This is a genomic window from Anaerolineales bacterium, from assembly GCA_003105035.1.
In the GTDB taxonomy this organism is placed as follows: Bacteria; Chloroflexota; Anaerolineae; order Anaerolineales; family UBA4823; genus FEB-25.
The window spans coordinates 123,058-140,554 of record PQAL01000019.1 but is presented as its reverse complement, the minus strand read 5'-3'; the positions used below and the strand labels follow the sequence as shown (position 1 = coordinate 140,554).

The 17,497-nt window shown below is 52.0% G+C and carries 6 protein-coding genes; 1 reads left to right on the top strand and 5 read right to left on the bottom strand.

Annotation, left to right across the window (positions count from 1 at the left end; all coding sequences use genetic code 11):
• Positions 1-285: 285 nt before the first annotated feature.
• The 5 genes from C3F13_09155 to C3F13_09135 all read right to left on the bottom strand — a co-directional run bounded on the left by C3F13_09155 (position 286) and on the right by C3F13_09135 (position 13,928).
• Positions 286-4,347 carry a hypothetical protein gene (locus C3F13_09155; protein PWB53566.1) on the bottom strand — a complete coding sequence of 1,354 codons (4,062 nt, stop codon included), beginning with the start codon at positions 4,345-4,347 and terminating at the stop codon, positions 286-288.
• Between the two features lie 704 nt (positions 4,348-5,051).
• Positions 5,052-8,816, bottom strand: a complete 3,765-nt coding sequence (locus C3F13_09150; GenBank protein PWB53565.1) for a hypothetical protein — start codon at positions 8,814-8,816, stop codon at positions 5,052-5,054.
• A gap of 381 nt (positions 8,817-9,197) precedes the next feature.
• Positions 9,198-9,866, bottom strand: coding sequence for a hypothetical protein (locus C3F13_09145; GenBank protein PWB53564.1), 669 nt, complete (start codon positions 9,864-9,866; stop codon positions 9,198-9,200).
• A 254-nt stretch (positions 9,867-10,120) separates the two neighbouring features.
• Complete coding sequence (locus C3F13_09140; protein ID PWB53563.1) at positions 10,121-10,738, bottom strand: hypothetical protein; 618 nt, start codon at positions 10,736-10,738, stop codon at positions 10,121-10,123.
• 211 nt (positions 10,739-10,949) lie between these two features.
• Positions 10,950-13,928: a hypothetical protein gene (locus tag C3F13_09135; GenBank protein ID PWB53562.1), complete on the bottom strand. Its 2,979-nt coding sequence runs from the start codon at positions 13,926-13,928 to the stop codon at positions 10,950-10,952.
• A 941-nt stretch (positions 13,929-14,869) separates the two neighbouring features.
• Here C3F13_09135 and C3F13_09130 point away from each other — a divergent pair.
• Positions 14,870-17,437, top strand: a complete 2,568-nt coding sequence (locus C3F13_09130; protein ID PWB53625.1) for a peptidase S8 — start codon at positions 14,870-14,872, stop codon at positions 17,435-17,437.
• Positions 17,438-17,497: the final 60 nt, after the last annotated feature.

Genomic DNA, 17,497 nt, shown 5'->3' with positions numbered 1-17,497 from the left:
TTCAGAAAATATTAAGAATTGATTGGTGAATTATATATATTTCACAATGGAGGTTAATCCGACCATTTTATTGAGGTACGAGGGTAAAAATGATCAGAACAGCTGGTTGCGTGAATGGGTGCCTCATGGTTTGACTTGCCATGCATAATCTCATGGTGCTGGTGGTGGGTAGGAGACAAAAACCTATGGTAGAAAGGAAATTAAGTAAGGATTATAAACAACAGGGTGTTCGTGGTTATCACGAACACCCTGTAGGTTACTGCTTTATGTTGAAGGGATTATTGGTTATCGACCACTTGACTTAGTGAGATCTCTTGGGAGGACGGGCAGGATGGTGCTTCCGCCCGACAAGTGATTGATGACCCACATTGCGTCGGCAATCAACAGATCGGCAGCGTCCATTGTGATGTGCTGGCCACGTTGTGCCATTACTTCATTGATGAAGGCATTCAGCACGTTTCCAACTATACGGTAGTTTCCTTTCTCGTATGCTTTCTCGGCCTGGGTTAGTTTTACCCACAAACTGTTGTAGAGACCGAGATTGTCGATTTTTCCCTCAAGGTAGAAGCGAGTCAGGGTTTCCTTCAGGCTGCCGATCGTGGCGGTGATTGTGAAGGTTACCGAGGCGCTTGACTGGTTGTAGGCGTTGTCCATCGCGTACACAGTCAGGGTGTGGTCACCTAATGCCAATGTGAGCAGGTCGATTACCTGACCATCGGTCACGGGTACGCCATCGAGGTCGGCCCAGACATCCTTAAGACCCGCAGGACCTACATCTTCTGCACTAAAGTCGAGGGTTAGCATGGCAGTGTGCAGGTAAGTCGTCGCGGTGGGGGCTGTGATCGTGATTACTGGAGCCTGGGTATCGTAGATGAATTGCAGCCGGCCTTCAACCAAGGGATTGACAGTCTCTTCCGCCTGGACATAGTGGATGACCGCATCGCGTACATAGAACTGTGTGTCATTGACGATCTGGTCCAGCGGCCACAAACTGACACCGCCATTGTTGAAGTTGCACGAGCCTGCTGCCAGGTAATTGACTGTCGAGACACGGTAGTAAGTATCCGCGTCGTTAAAGTCTACCTGGTGTCCGTCAAATTCCAGTGACACGACATAGCTTTTATTAGGATCATATGCCTGGTCAAAAATGTCGTTGTATGTAATCTGGCCACCGGAATTAATGTCGACCATACAGGTGGTGTAGTAGGAGTAACCGCCATACCCGGGTACATAATTGTAGTAATAGTAGTTGCGGTAGGCGCGCTCCAGCACCGCCTTCAGCTGTGGACCGTTCATTTCCAAGACCACCAGCGAGTTCTCATAGGGCATGAGGGTGAACATGTCGCTGACCTTCATTGGTACCGGATTAACAGGTGTGGCGTCGTCAAACATGATCCAATTTGCCTGTGCGCTTGGCCTTGTCATCGCACCGGATAAATGGAAGTCGACAGGGATACTATTGAGCACTTCCAATTCATGGACTGCGGCATCCGCCTGTAAGTTAGCTGCATTGGTTTCGGCGATGTAAGCATTGGTAGTGTCAATGGGTTGGGTGGTCGTGCCGATGATCGTATTGTTGTATTCACTCAACAGCGCTACGTACGGCGCGGCAATCGCCTGAATAGCCGGATCTTCTTGATCTGTCAAAGCGATTGAGATGTAGCGCCCAGCACGGCTGACGACTTCATAACCACCGTTTCCATCGGGGCGTAGGCCAATCACGTTCTCGCCCAGGGTGTTGTTGTAACGGTAGGCCTGGTTAATCAGCACCGGGGTGTTATTGGGGCCTGCCACAAAGGTTGGGAGGAACTTGTAGGGTCCAAAGCCATAAACAGGGTTCGTGTGGCTGTGCCCGCCTACGATCATGTCCAACCCGCTAACATTGGCTGCCATGTAAGTGTCAACGTTGTTGTCGATCTCCACGCTGCCCGGGTTTTCAGTGAAGCCGATATGGGTGAGCGCCAGCACTACATCATTGGTCGCCCGCAACGCGTCAGATAGCTCTTGAGCTTTCGCCATCGGGTCGGTGAATGTCAGACCAGGGATGTTACTGGGCAGCTCATAATTGGGTACCCGGTGATTACCGATGCCCAGGATTGCCACATTGATGCCCTCTGGACCAACCGACTTCAAGACATAGTCTTGTACTGGAACCTGAGCGATACCATATGCACCGGTATCTTCCAGGTTAGCCTGTAAGACTGGGAAGGTAGCTTGTGACATTGAGCTGGTGAAGATCTGTGAGCCGAAGTTGAACTCATGGTTGCCCAGCGTCATGGCATCATAGTTCATCAGGTTGAAGGCAGCCATGAGTGGGTTGATCTGCAATGCCGGATCGAGCGGCGTGTTATCAGCAGCATAGCCCAGTGCGGCTGACTTGAAGTAATACATCATCGAGTCGCCCTGGAAGCTGTCACCTGCATTCAGCAACAGTGTGCGGGTGGGGTTATGGGCGCGTTCCTGGGTAATCTTGGCGGCCAGCTGGCTATAACCAACATATGATCCCTTGACCAGGTTGCCGTGTGAATCGTTGTGATGCAAGACTGTGATGGGTACGATGCTTCCACCTGCATCAGTTCCATCCCGGGTGATGCGTCCGTCAAGTGTGCCGTCACCATCTGGACCCTTGTAGGCAGTCTCAGGTGTGCCATAGGTGGCAGCCACATGGGCATTAACTGCGTTGAGCATATCGCCCCAGTAGGAAATGTTGGTCATATACTTGAACTGGACATAGCCATCCTGCCCGGCAGGAGCCAGGAACTCATTGGTGCCCACCCGGTAAGTCTTTTCCAGGTCTAGGGGCACCCAAGCGTCAGCCACCTTATCGAACACCTCGACGTCATATCCGCCCCATGCCCATGGCTGTGGACCAGGCAGAGCATCGGAATAGCGGTAGAATGAATAGCGTATGCCGGAGGGTTGGATGGCACCCTTGAACAGGGTGGCACTCTGATTGATCAGATCCAGGATCTGGGCACCGGTCATGTCACCAACAATGGTGGCATTACCGAAGGGCAAGATCTGGAACATCTGGCCATAGGTCAGCAGCAGTGGGTCATGCGCCCAGAGCCCTGGCTGGCAATCTGCTGCAGCGCTGCTCCAAATCCATTGCCCCAAACCAGCATCCCACTTATCGCACCAGTCGATGCGGATGCCACCTGCGTTATTGAGGAACAGGTCAACATCGTTGGTTGGCTCAGCGTCATTATTAAGGTATTCATAGATCGCATCGTCGACGAAATCGCCCATCATGTTATCGCCGTTGTAATCGCGTAGCAGGTCCGTTTGGGCATAACCGATAGGCTGGTTAATCAGCGCCAGGTAGTCGGGGTCGGTGGCATATGTGGCGATGAGGGCTGCGACAGCGGAATCTTGTGGATCACTCGTGCCGATCGTAAGCCTTGTCCAGACAATGCTGACTGCACCACTGGGTTGAACAGTGATATCTGCTCGGCCAAGCTTGCGACCATTGTAATGTGCTTGAGCCACTGTAGTTGGTCCTACTACGGTCGCTGTAGCCAAGTCAGTATGGCTGTGACCACCGATGATCAGGTCAACCGGCTTCCCGGCATCGATCAGCTTTTGCGCCAGGGTCTTATCACCGTAAACTGTGAAACCGTAACCGTAACCCCCATCATTGAAACCGAGGTGGCTCAGGACCACAATTACATCTACCTGGGCATTCAATTCGTCGTAATAATGAAGGATTGAGTCTTTTGGATCCTTGAAACACAATCCGTCAGTGGCTTCGGCAATGGTGATGTAGGGTGTTTCCTGCGTGGTGACACCGATCACCCCAACCTTGACCTGCACAGGATCCCCGACTGTCAAGATCGTATAGGGAGTAGCGAAATCCGGGCTGGTCCAACCAGCTGTGTTGCAGTTGCCGGTGTCGTTGACCACGATATTGGCTGAGACGTAGGGGTAGGTTGCTTCGCCAGTGCGGGCAGTCAGCACATCTTGACCCCAGTCAAACTCGTGGTTGCCGAAGGTGGCAGCGTCATAACCCATTAGGTCGTAAGCCGCAATGACCGGCTCACCCTGCCAGATGTTCGAGAGCAGGCTACCCTGCATCTCGTCACCAGCGTCCAGGAGTAAGACGTTACCCGCACCGACGGCTGTACGGACTCCATTGACCGTGTTGGCCAGGCGCGCCAGGCCAGGGTTGCTGCCAGATGGCTCGAGCTGGCCGTGGAAATCGTTGTGGTGCAAGATGCTGAAGGTCACCGGTACAGCCGGAGCGGCGGTGGCATTCACCTTGGGCAGAGCGATCGCCAGCACTGCCGCAACACACGCTATGGCGATCAGCATTGCAATTACGCTTCGTGATTTTTTATTTCTAAACATGCATTCCTCCTCAAAAATATTAGAATCAAAAGTATGTCACGTTTTCAAGTGACCTGGTGAAAAAAGATCGAGTTGATGCACCTCCAAGCTTGCTAGAATCCACCTCGGTGAAAGTACAACACTAAATAGCACCACACCAAGGTGAGATTGAAATATCACTTTACGTACTTCCTCCTCTCATTGATTCGTACGCAAATCATGGTATTTCAAAGCGCCATCCCCTGAGAATTAGTATTCCACGAATAGATAGGGGATATACCTGATGTCTATGACCGGGTTAATCGGTGCGACGGCACCTCCTTTCTGACCCATTAAACGCAACGAACAATTATGGCTGATCTCCCTGTAGATCTATTTCTCTGCGAGCTATCTGCGTTTAGATTAGACCGTGATTAGATTATAGCAACAATTTTTGAGCACGTCAATTTATTTTCACTTGATTCCGCCTGTTTTTACCTTAAAATATTCGTAAATGCAATAAATATTGTTCGCCATGCGATTCGTTTCTATCATTCTTGATTTCGAGTGGATCCCGATGTGAATATTCGACACTCGTTGTAATATGCTTAACCGGAGCGAAGTTGTATTACAGAGAATAATCCAGGCAGCTTGCTATCGCAACGCTACAGGTGGTGGGATATATGGAAAAAAGGTCAGGAGGATAACGACCCTCCTGACCTTTTGGCGAACAAGACGTGCTTACTTTATGGTGTGACCACAGGGCAAGCCGTTGCTCCACTGGTCGTGCAAGCAACGCGTCCCTGGATCGCAGGGCTGATCGGGGTATTGACTGTGATATAGTCGGCCAACACCTGGTCCATGATATTCTGGGTAGTACCGCGAGCATAAAAGTTCGGGTACCCATCTCCACCGGTCGCCATGAAGTCGTTTTCAGCGATCGTGTAGGTGGAGGCAGCGGTAAGGTCGACTGGGGCCCCTGTGCAGGAACCGTTTGCTGCCTGCCGGACGGCACTTAACACCCGGCTACCGACGGCTGCAGAGATATCGTAGGTGAAGCACAGGCCAGACACCTGGGGGAACTTGCCATTGGCTGCTGGCATTGCAGAGACACCGTTCTCCAGCATGGTTTTGAGCTCTGCCCCGCTGATGCTTACCGTGAAGACCACGTTACCAAACGGCAGCACACCCAGCACAGAACCACGCGTAATGGGGTACGGTGGTGGAGTATAAGGTGGGCAAAAATCACTTGGGTTGTCCGTCGTGGGGCAGGTCAGGTCAGCCCGCAAGCCGCCCGAGTTGGTGATTGCGAAATCGACGTTGTATGTCAGGCGCAAAGCATCAGCGGTCACATCGCCGATGAGCGATTCACACAATCGACCATCTGCTCGACCGCACGCATCTGCTCGAGGAATATATCGGGTGGAGTTTCCAATCACTGTGCTCATGATCGGTGCAAGCTCAGCATTCAGCTCGTCGATATACGCCTGGATGGCAGGGTTGGGGGTGACGCCGATATTCCAGGGCTTGTGGTAATCGGCAGTCATATAGATCACCTGTTTCGTATTGGTATCAACGGTGATGCGAATGCGGTTGAAGCGTAAGCCACCATTGGGGGCTTCAGTCACCAGCTTACCATCTGGGCGGTAGGTAATGTACTCCGAGTGGGTATGACCACCAAATACGGCGTTCACCCCAGTCAGATTATCAGCTAGATTCACCAGCGCACCCGTGGGGTTGAAGATACTTGTACCATCCCCACCCATATGGCCGACAGCGATGACGGCATTGACTTTGCCCTTCGAGCGTAGACTGGCTGCTTCAGCATTGATCGCCGCAACAGGATCGGTGACCATGAATGGGTCAAGGTAACCCGGGAAGATCAACGTTGGTAGCTCCGGCAGGGTGTATCCAATGACGCCCAGCTTAAAGCCGTTAAAGTTGAAGATCTTCGATGCCATCCACTCTGGCGGCAGCTTGCCAGTGGTCTGATAGACCACGTTGGAGGCCAGGTAAGGGAAGTCTGCCAGTGGAATAAGCACATTCCGTAAGTAATCAGAACCCCGGTCAAAGTTATGGTTGCCCAGCGTGTCGGCGGTCAGGCCCATCATATTGGCGATTTCCATGGTAGGTGTGTCGCCGAAGAAGTTGGAGATGGGAGGAGTAGCACCTACCAGGTCTCCTCCTGACAGGGTGAGCACGCTGTAGTTACTGGTGGTTGGCACTTCTGCACGATAGGTATCGAACCAGGGCTTCAGGTAAGCTGCGCCACCGATACTGTATGTTGGACTGCTAAACGTGTCAGCAGCCTGGGAGAGTGGGGTAAGCTGACCATGGAAGTCACTGATGTAAAGGATGGTGGCTTCCTTGTACTGCCCGGGAGATTTGAGCAGGTTGTAGAGGATTCTGCCACGTGCATTGGCCGGGCCAGGGACATTCAACAAGAATGACAGTGTGGGGGCCAGGTCAACCGCACGTATCCCTGCCACCGGACCTTGATGACGAATGCCAGGCCCAGCAGCCACGAAGGTGGCATGCATGTTGACGCCATCTGCCAGGCTGACCGTCTCAGGCAGGTAGCCGTGCTGTCCGAAGAACTGCGAGAAGGCGATTGTCTGACCAAAAGTGGCCGCATCGAACTGGTAGGGTGGATTGAGCACCACGACGACATCACCACTGCGATTGGGGTGCAGGGAGTCAGAGCCGTCAACGTCGCGTAGCTCTTCCTTCATCATAATCCTCAGCACCACCTGGGCACCCGGGTTAGCCGGGTCGGTCAAATTCTGGAAGGCATTGACCACCGCTGTGCGAACCTGTTCGTAAGTTGTACCGGCGGGTAATGAAGTATTCACGTAGATCTGTGCCGTTCCGCCTGCCCAGCAAGCCTTGGCCAAATTTATCGCGGTGGCACCAGTGGCTGCCCGGCAGTTGCTGAACACTTCGCTCCCATCTGCATTCTTTTGAATGCCAGCATCAGCTAGCACCTTACCGGCGTTGACGGCCAGCCATTGGGAGCCAAAGCCGTGGTCGGAAGTGGCAAAGATGGTTGGCGAGCCGCCCATCAGCTGCTTCCCTAAAGCCAGGGTAGCATCGGCTTCCATATACGCTTCTCTCAAGAAGCCATCTGCGATATCAGGGGTGATGAGCTCGCCGTATGAATAATAGTTATTGTAGTATGGGTTGGTGATGCCGTTAACCTGGGATTGAGTTAATCCAAAGAACATGTGGGAAAACTCATCCGTGGCCGGGTTGCCCATCATCAGCAAATCGGCTGGGTACCCCATTCCGGGCACGCTACCACCGCTAACTGTTTGAACCGGATCTGTGCCGAGGATAAAATTCAGGTAAGCCCAGTGGGCATTCTTCCACATCAGGCCCTGCTCGATATAGGTATCAGCATCCACCAGGCCTGACTCGAAGATGGCGTAGTCTGCTGCAGTTGAGCTGGGGAACCACCGGTTCAGATCGTCCTCAAAGTCACCTATGTATCCACAACCGTTGCAAGTGGCAACCGAACGAGCCACAGAGCTGAAAAATATGGCAAACTGGCTCAGGTCAGGCACAAACATCTGGGCTTTGACATAAAACCCCGCACTCTTGCCAGCTGGGTTTGCGAGTACGACCTTGACATCCGCCCACTCATCGGCCATCAGATTGGCGACAGCCGTGCTACCATCTTTCAGGCTAGCATTAGGGACAATCAGCACATGGTCATAGTTGATCGTAGCATCGTTGGTTGAGTCATACACATAGAAATCATACTGGTCATTGGTGATCACCGGGCTACCACCGCTGGTGTAGGAACCAACATCAAAAGTTCCTTGTTTGGCGGTGCTGTAAGTGGCGGGTACATTCATCCATCCACTGGCATCAGCCAGGTCAAAACGCTGGTATTGCACGCCGAAGGCGTTGGCACCCGCTGGCTGACCGAGGACATCATAATTGGTCCACAAGCCGCGGTTGGAGTAGAAATTGCGGTAGTCGACCACAGGACCCTGGACGGGGGTCATTGTGCGCGATCCGCCTGACCACTCCATGGAGACGACTTTCTTGCCGGCCCGCTCGGCTGATTCGGCAATGGTATCCGCCTGGAGCACGCCCGCAGAAAACGCCGCAGTCCGGTTGTTGAAACTATCGCCTGTGCGGAAGAAAGTGTTGTTGGTTGAGCCAGCCTCACCAGGGTAGGCACCTGTCGCCAGGGTATACCAGCCCACGCCTGTATTGGGTGGGAAGGCTTGCACCAGACCGTTCTCCCCTATCACACCTTTGGCGATCAAATCCGCATAGGTGGGCAGGCTGCCTTCTGCGGCATAGCGCTCCATCAGGTCGGGGCGCATGCCATCAGCAGCAAAATAGATCGCTTTGGAAGCCAGTGTACCATCTATCTCTGCCTGGCTTTGCGCGGTGACAGGCACGACCCCCAGTAATAACACTAACACCATGGTTAAATAAAATAGCTTTTTCACGTACGTCCTCCTCTCATTGATTGGTACGCAATATTTTTTTGGCATCCCCTGAGAATCAGCATGCCATGATTAGATTGGGGATATTATTGATATGCAAGACCAGATCGATCGGTGTGAAAACACCTCCTTTCTGACCAATTAAAGGAAAAAAACTTCTGACTGATCTCCCTGTAGATCTATCCTTCTGCAAGCGATTGCGTCTCGTTTAGACCGTGATTAGATTATAGCAACTATTTTTGAGCAAGTCAATTCGATTCCGCCTGATTTTGCCAGCTTATACCTTAAAATAAATAAATTAGCAATAATATTTGCATACCCAGCGATTTGATTCTATCATTCTTGATTACGGAGGAATCTATGCGATGTTTGCTCGACCAAAGTTGTAAAATTCTTGCCCAGAGCATATTTCAAAAATATTCCAGGCAGCTAACCGGTTGCGGTGACTTTTAACTGGGCAAGAAGGCTATCCACGCTGGTCACCCAGGCGAAACCGAAAGCCAGGTTGAGCAGGCTGGCCAGGTGCATTTCCTCAGTGATGCTGCCCGTCCCGTCAGCCAGGAAGAAGACCCGGTAATCGCGAAAATAGGCATCTCGGGCAGTCGATTCGCAGCACATATTGGTCATGATGCCGCTGATTACCAAATCTTCCACCTTCATCACGCGCAGGATGGTCTCCAGGTCGGTGTTGTAGAAGGACGAATAGCGGTGCTTAAGCACCTGCTTTTCACCGGGCTGTGGTGCCAGGTCTGGATGGACCTCGCTTTCCGGGTAACCCTCACGGCACATGCCCGGCCACCACCAACGCATGATGCCGGCATCCAACAGGTCGGGGTGGTGTACATGGCGGGTGTAGATGACCGGGAGGTTGGCTTTCCGGTAAGCCTGGATTAGCGTTTTGAGGTTGGGCAGGATTGCCTGCCCACCACAGGTGAAGCTGGGCGAAGCCGGGTCAAGGAAGAAGTTTTGCATGTCGATCACCAGTAAGGCAGATCTGGCCGCATTGAGCTCCATTTTATGGGTATTGAAGGGAGCGATGTGGTCGAGCCATTGCTTGCCTTTGGTATGGATGTCTTGTGGGGTGGCGTAATATTCCATTATTTTCCTCCCGTGAAACTAGTTGATTTGGGTTTATTCATGCAGTGAGCAGATCTTAAGCAAGGCCTGATATTCGCATAATTTTACAGGCGAATGAGAAGAATATTACCAGTATACCCAGTTAGAATTTCTGAAATTCGAGAATTAAGAATATACAAAGAATAGCGGGTTGTTTGAAGACCATGTACTTCAAGCCTCAATTTTCCGCCCCCGCGGATCTAGCGAGATTATCAAGTTCACTTATCCGAAAGCGATTACCCATCCTCGCTAACCTGGAAGGTAACGTGATCGATGAACAAGCCGCTTTGATAATATAGATCCGTAAATCCCCCAAATTTTATCTCAACTGTTTCTCCTCGATAGGCATGCAAATCTACCACTCTTTGTACCCAGCCATTTGTTTTGGTAGCCGTACACAGGTAATATTCATCTACTGTTGCACCATTAACTGTCACCTGGGCGAGGTCGTATGCAATACCACAATTAGGATCTTCAGAATCGATCCATATCCAGTATGACAGATATGGGTGGTTATATGGAACCAGGATTTGCTGGCTGATCGTCGAGTATTCGATATCAACAAATCCTAACCATGCCACCCAGCGACCATTGTAGGGTGGAATGGTTGCAGGAAGCCCGTAGGGATATTGTTCGAGGATCAATTCGTATCCCTGAGTAGAAGATTCTACCCATATCGTCGCACCTTGTTCAAAGTCCCCATTGGGGAATAATATCGGGCTGAGGTTTGGCGTGGGTGTTGGCGTATTCATATTGGATGCAATCGGTAAATACACGGTTGTAGATGAAGCCGCGGCTACGCCAGCGCCCAGGAGCAGAAATATCACGAATAAAGCCAGGACAATTCCTTTCAACCTAACCTCCAATTACGAGAACGTCATTTCACAAAAAAAAACAGAGATATACTCACCTATAACCTGATGATCATGAATCGGCATACGCCAGGAAGAACACCCAGGACATAACCGAACTTCATTGTGCTTCAATCTGACAGTTATTGAAAATCAGGTTGGCAGGTAAGCCTGCCAACCTGATGATCGATAATACAAAATGTGGATAAGCTGGTTATGGTGTGTCCACACGCACGATGGTGGGGTTTGGCAGGCCAGCGATACCGGAGTAAGCCACACTGCCCAGATACTTGGTCCCAGCTGCGAGTCCGCTGAAGGTCAGGTCGATCATGCCGGTGGTTCCAATGACCGCAGTTGTGGGTGCGGTGACCGTCATGTTACCCTCATCAGCAGTGCCCAGCACCCAGGTGAACAGGGTGAAGGTGGCTGGCTGGTTGTTGGGCGTGGCATAACCATCGACAAGCACCAGGTAGGTAGCAGCTGTGGGATTCAGCAGGTTGACTTCTTCTGCAGATGTTCCACCTCCACTTGAGCCTACTTGTGTTCCTGTCGCACAGGTTGGATCACCACAGCGATAAACAACCAGGTCAAGGTCACTGGCTGGGATGACGTTGGCATCGAAAAGCGAGAAGCGGGCATAGGTGCTACCAGCTGGCACAGTCACGGGATAGTATTGCTGTTGGCCGGTGCTGATTGAGTCAGTAAATGTAGTTGCCGGAACCAGGCCGCGCGGAGTTGCCGTGAAATCTCCGTTATATCCAAAGACTACTGTGTAGCTGCCAGAAACCTGTGCTGGCGCTGCTAGGGCGACTGGTTGTACTACCATGGGGATGCGCACGCTGTGCGTGCCATCTGTCCAGGTGAGCTGTCCGCCAGTGTATGCATTCAATGCAGCCGTGGTGCGGGTGAAGATCACAGTGAATGACTTCGTCTGACCCGGATTGAGTGATAGCGATGTAGGCGCGATCACGACATTGAACCCGCCCATGCCAGTGTAGGAAGCAGTGTAGGTGGCTGCGCTTGTTCCGACGTTGGTCACCTTGCGGGTGATCGTCTGTACTCCTGCCAGGTCGCCGATGGCAATGGAAGCCACATTCAGGTCGCTCGGATCCAGCGAGTAGCCCAGCCCAGCTAATGCACTACAAGTAGCAGGGGCAACACCCGTAGTCGTGCCGCACAAGAAAGCCAGCCAGTCATTCCAGCCGGCATTGTACACCAGGCCGGGATTCACCGCGCTGTTGGGCTTGATGTGACCGGCACCCTGGCGGAAAATCACCAGCGGATTGGTGTTCGGTCCATCCAGGACGTCATACGCGGAGGTCATCAGGGCCGACTTGACCATCATTACGGTCCAGTCGGGGTGGGCCTGCATCAGCAGAGCCGCCACGCCCGCCACATGCGGTGCTGACATGGACGTGCCTTGATACAGGTTGAAATTCAAACCGCCACCACTGGCTGGGGATACTGCCGCGAGGATGTCCACGCCCGGAGCCATCACATCCGGCTTGAGCAGGTCACCACCACCTGCGCGCAATGGTCCACGGGACGAGAAGGAAGCGGTATATGGAGCAGGGGTGTTATATTCGATAGTCGCTGGATTGATGGTTGCGGTAGCACCTGCGGTGGCAGCATAAGCGTGGACAGCTGCGTAGTCTGTGTTTTGCAGATGCACTGTCGGAACGGAGTGGAAATCGGCATTTAGTGTGGCGGAAGTAGGATTCAATAGGATCATCCCGACACCACCGGCTTCCTTCACCGCCAGGCTCTTATTCACCCGGGCGGTCACGCCCCGGTCACAGACTACAATCTTGCCGGCCACTTTAGCAGGATCGAGCACATTACCACCGTCGAGCGAGCTATAGCACAACGCAACTTGTGTCGGGTCTGCACCGGGTAATCCGGCAGCGATTGAGTCAATCAAAGGAGCTGTAACGGAGACCACAGATACTGATGATCCATAGTAGGTCGAGCCATTACCTAAAGTCACAGAGCCAACCGCACTACGGTTGTGGGTACCGGCAGCAACGGTCGTCACCCACGGGCCGGGGTGTGCAACCGTGGCGGTGGTGGGGCCACTGTTACCAGCCGAGCAGGAGACAAACACACCGGCACGCGCCGCATAAAGGTAAGCGACCATTACCGGATCCAGGAAGTTGGTGAGGGAACCGCTGATCGAGTAGTTGATCACATCCACGCCATCCGCCACCGCCTGGTCAATGGCTGCCACGAGATCGGAGGTGTTTCCGCTGGCTGTGGAGGCATCCTCGGTGGACCACAAGGCCTTGTACATGGCAATACGGGCACGGGGTGCCATACCGCTGATCTTGCCGAATGCTTCAGTCGGACCGGTCGCTAAGACTCCATAGTTACCACCTGAAGTAGAAGAAGTGTGGCTGCCGTGGCCGTTGTAATCGCGCACCGAGTTGAACTCCCAGGGGCGTTGGGCATCGATACCTGCATCACCGCCCCACCCGGCATTGAACCACTGGGCGCCGATCAGCTTCTGGTTACACATGGAGGCGTTGAACTGCTCACCGGGGGTACACTTGCCGTGCCAGCCGGGGATCTGTTGGTAAACCAGCTTGCCCTTGGCAGCTGGGTCGCCATTCCTGTCGACACGGTCGGTGAAGCTCAGGCTCTCAGGCCAGATACCCGAGTCGATAATGCCAATGATCATGCCTTCACCGGCACCGGCTGTTCCACCAAGTTGATCCCACAACCCACCCGGTGCATTCAATTCAAGGAATTTATAAGTAGATGAGGTATCCATCGTTTGCAGCGCATCGGGGGTCACCACCTTGACGCCGTCGACGGAGGTCATCTTGTTGGCCTGGTCCAGGCTCAATTGGGCGGCAAAGCCATTGAAGCTGTAGGTATAGCTATATAGCTTCTTACCACCACCCACTTTTCCCAAGGCCTGGTCATGCTTGCCTTTCAAATAATTGTCATAGGCTACCACAGTTGGGCTATAGGGGTCGATCTTATCGCCGTTCTTGGGTGCAGTGGCCTTCAGGCCAGGGATACCGCCTTCATAAGCAACCACAGGTTCGTCCAGCATCTGGACAATATAGACCCCGTTGGGGCTTTCAGTAAGATTTCCTCCCTTGGATTGAGGGGCTTGAGCCAGGCTGGCTACTGGCAGGAAGCCTGCTAACAACACCACTATTATGGTTAGATATAATAATCGTTTCACGTACGTCCTCCTCTCATTGATCGGTACGGAATATGTGATATTTTAAAAACGCATCCCCTGGGATTTCGCGTTCAACGACCAGATAGGGGATATTACTGGTCTTTTAGACCAGGTAGATTGGTGGGCTGACACCTCCTTTCTATCCTTTTAAATGCAACAAACAATTATGGCTGATCTCCCTGTAGATCTGCACTTCGGCGGTGCTACTGCGTTTTGTTTAGACCGTGACCTGATTATAGCAACTTATTTTGAGCAAGTCAACTAGATTTTTCATGATTTTGCCATTCTTTCCCTAAATTTATGCCAGAATAGCAATTAATATTGCGAGTTGATTATTAAAATTCTATCCATCTTGATAACAGGAAGGTTTAACAAGCTGAGTGAAGAACCTGCTTTTGCTTGCTTCACCACAGCCAAGTGATTACACCGACCAATTCCCCTGCCGTCTCTTTTTGAGACCATTGATGGTGAATAGCTCTCCGTGCTAAAGAAATAGACAAAAGCTAAATAATAGACATGGATAGTATCATTTGCTATAATAGATTTGCGTTCAATCTACTCTGTAACTAAGTTAACGAATTGAAAATATAACTCATTGGTAGGCGATGATCCAACAGGGGACTGGTCGCAGAGATTATTGAAGCATCCTATTGGGGAGCCAATTGCGAAGCCGGCCAGGTATGGTCAATGTTGTTGTAGCTTTTTCTTGCTGCCTGCATATGCTCGGTGAGCAGAAAGGAGGATGATGGACATACCAATAGCTAGAGGTCTCACTCGATTCTTGGAACTTTACAAAAGGGGGCATTGGGACCGTTGTTATATGAGGAGGTGAAGTTACGGTTTATTGGTACTGCATAAGATAATGATCTTGTGTCTTCTGGAAGACAAAATCTTACCCAAACCAAACGGAGGATAATGTGTCTAAGAAAATCATTTTTTCCATGCTTGTGGTCACACTTTTATTAAGCCTGATCGTCGTGCCTGTTTTTGCTGATGATGTGGTTCCGATCGAGCCATTATTCCCGCCTCCTTCAGCAGAAACGGGAGAGATGGTTGACGAAACACCCCAATTGTGGTTTGTCGAATTGTCCAGCGCTCCCACCGCGGATGGCACCAATCTCGCTGCACTTAAAGCTGAGAAAGCTGCTTTCCGGGTGAATGCGAAAAAGGCAGGCCTGGTCTACACCGAGCGCTACGCTTTCGACACCCTGTTCAACGGTTTCTCGATTTCCATCACAACTGACCAGCTAGGCAAGCTTAACCGTATGGCGGGCGTGAAGAACATCTACCCTGTGGAAACCATTGCCATGCCGGTAACCACACCGTCAGAGCCTGAGCTCTTCACCTCTTTGGCGATGATTGGCGCGGATGTTGCCCAATCAGAGCTCGGTTATACCGGGATGGGGGTCAAGGTGGCAGTGATGGACACCGGTATTGACTACGATCACCAGGCATTTGGTGGTGACGGAGTCGCTCGGTCGAACAGCACTGTTTTCCCAACTGCCCGTGTTGCCTATGGTTATGACCTGGTTGGGGACGCCTTCAATGCCGATTCGACCTCACCATCCTATAATCCTGTTCCAACACCTGATCTATACCCAGACGACTGTTATGGACATGGTACTCATGTGGCGGGCATCATCGGTGCCAACGATCTAACCAATGGTTTGAAGGGTGTTGCTCCGGATGTCACGTTCGGGTCTTACCGTGTCTTTGGCTGTGAAGGCTCCACAACTGCCGACATAATGATTGCAGCCATGGAGAGAGCCCTTGCGGATGGCATGCAGGTGCTCAACATGAGCATCGGCTCAGCCTACCAGTGGCCGCAATATCCAACAGCTATGGCAGCCAATCGCCTGGTTAACAAGGGCATGGTCGTTGTGGCGTCCATCGGCAACAATGGTGCCAACGGCCTCTATTCTGCCGGTGCCCCCGGTGTGGGTGATAAAGTGATCGGGGTAGCATCTTACGATAACACCAATGTGATGCTGCCATACTTTACGGTAAATGGATGGAAAATTGGTTACATCACGATGACATTTTCACCCAATCCACCTACCGCTGGGACAGGTGAAATCGTCAATGTTGGCTTGGCATGCTCAGCTTTACCAGCTGGATCACTCACAGGGAAAGTAGCCCATGCAGTACGAGGAACATGCTCATTTGCCATAAAGGCTACCAATGCAATCAACGCCGGGGCCGTGGCGGTATTGATTTCTAACAATGCTCCTGGTGTCTTTAATGGCACACTTGGAGGACCACTTGACGGGATTACACCGGTCGTGGGCATTTCTCAAGCAGATGGTAATTTCCTGAATACCCAAACTGCACCCATAACCCTTACCTGGACTGACCAGATGGATTCCTTTCCCAGCCCAACTGGTGGATTGATCTCGTCCTTCAGTTCCTATGGCCTCTCACCTGATTTAGCGCTTAAGCCAGACCTCGGTGCACCAGGCGGAAACATCTACTCCACCTACCCGCTGGAATTAGGCGGATATACCACCATGAGCGGCACTTCCATGTCGTCACCTCACGTGGCAGGTGCAGTGGCTTTGCTCTTGCAAGCCAGGCCGCGCACCAGCTCACAGGCTGTACGCGGCATCCTGCAGAATAGCTCAGTGCCAAAGAACTGGTGGGGTGGTCCAACATATGGCTACCTTGATAATGTGCATCGCCAGGGTGCGGGTATGGTCCAGATCGATAAAGCCATCCTTGCCACGACCATGATCTCACCAGCTAAAATTGCTACCGGTGAAGGAGCCGCTGGACCCTTTACACAGGTGCTGACGCTTAAGAACAATGGTGCCGAAGCTGTGTCATACAACCTGTCGTTCGTCAATGCACTCTCTACTGGGGGCGTGATTAATCCTGGTTTCTACACGTCAAATGCCAGCGTCAGCTTCAGTGCTACCAGTGTGACTGTACCCGCTGGTGCATCTGCGAGTGTCACTGCAACTATCAATCCTGCCACCGGTCCAACCTATGGGCAATATGGCGGTTACATCGTTTTCACACCGCAAGGTGGCGGGCAGGTCTACCGCGTGCCCTTTGCAGGCTTTGTTGGTGATTACCAGGGCATCCAGGCGCTAACTGCTGGACCCGTTGCTGAAGCTCCCATGCCATGGCTGGCTCTCCTCTATGGAGGTTCATACTATCAACTGACCGATCCCACGGATTGGACCTTCACCATGCAGGGTAGCGATATCCCATTCTTCCTGGTGCACTTTGAGCACCAGGCGCGCCTGTTCCGGATTGAGATCTTTTCTCAGAATGGCAAGGCATGGCACCGTGCCTATAACGAAGAATACTTGGGACGAAACAGCACCAGCACAGGCTTCTTTGCCTTCCCATTCGATGGCACCACCCTTGCAGGCAACAAGACTTATACCGTGCCGGATGGGACCTATTATGCAAAGATTTCCGTTCTAAAAGCCCTCGGTGATGCCAGCAACCCGGCAGACTGGGAAACCTGGACCTCACCGCTCTTTGTGATCGACCGGCCATAAGTAATTAATGATTCATGCAGGTTAATAAATACCGGGCCAGATCGATCGAATAACCAATAA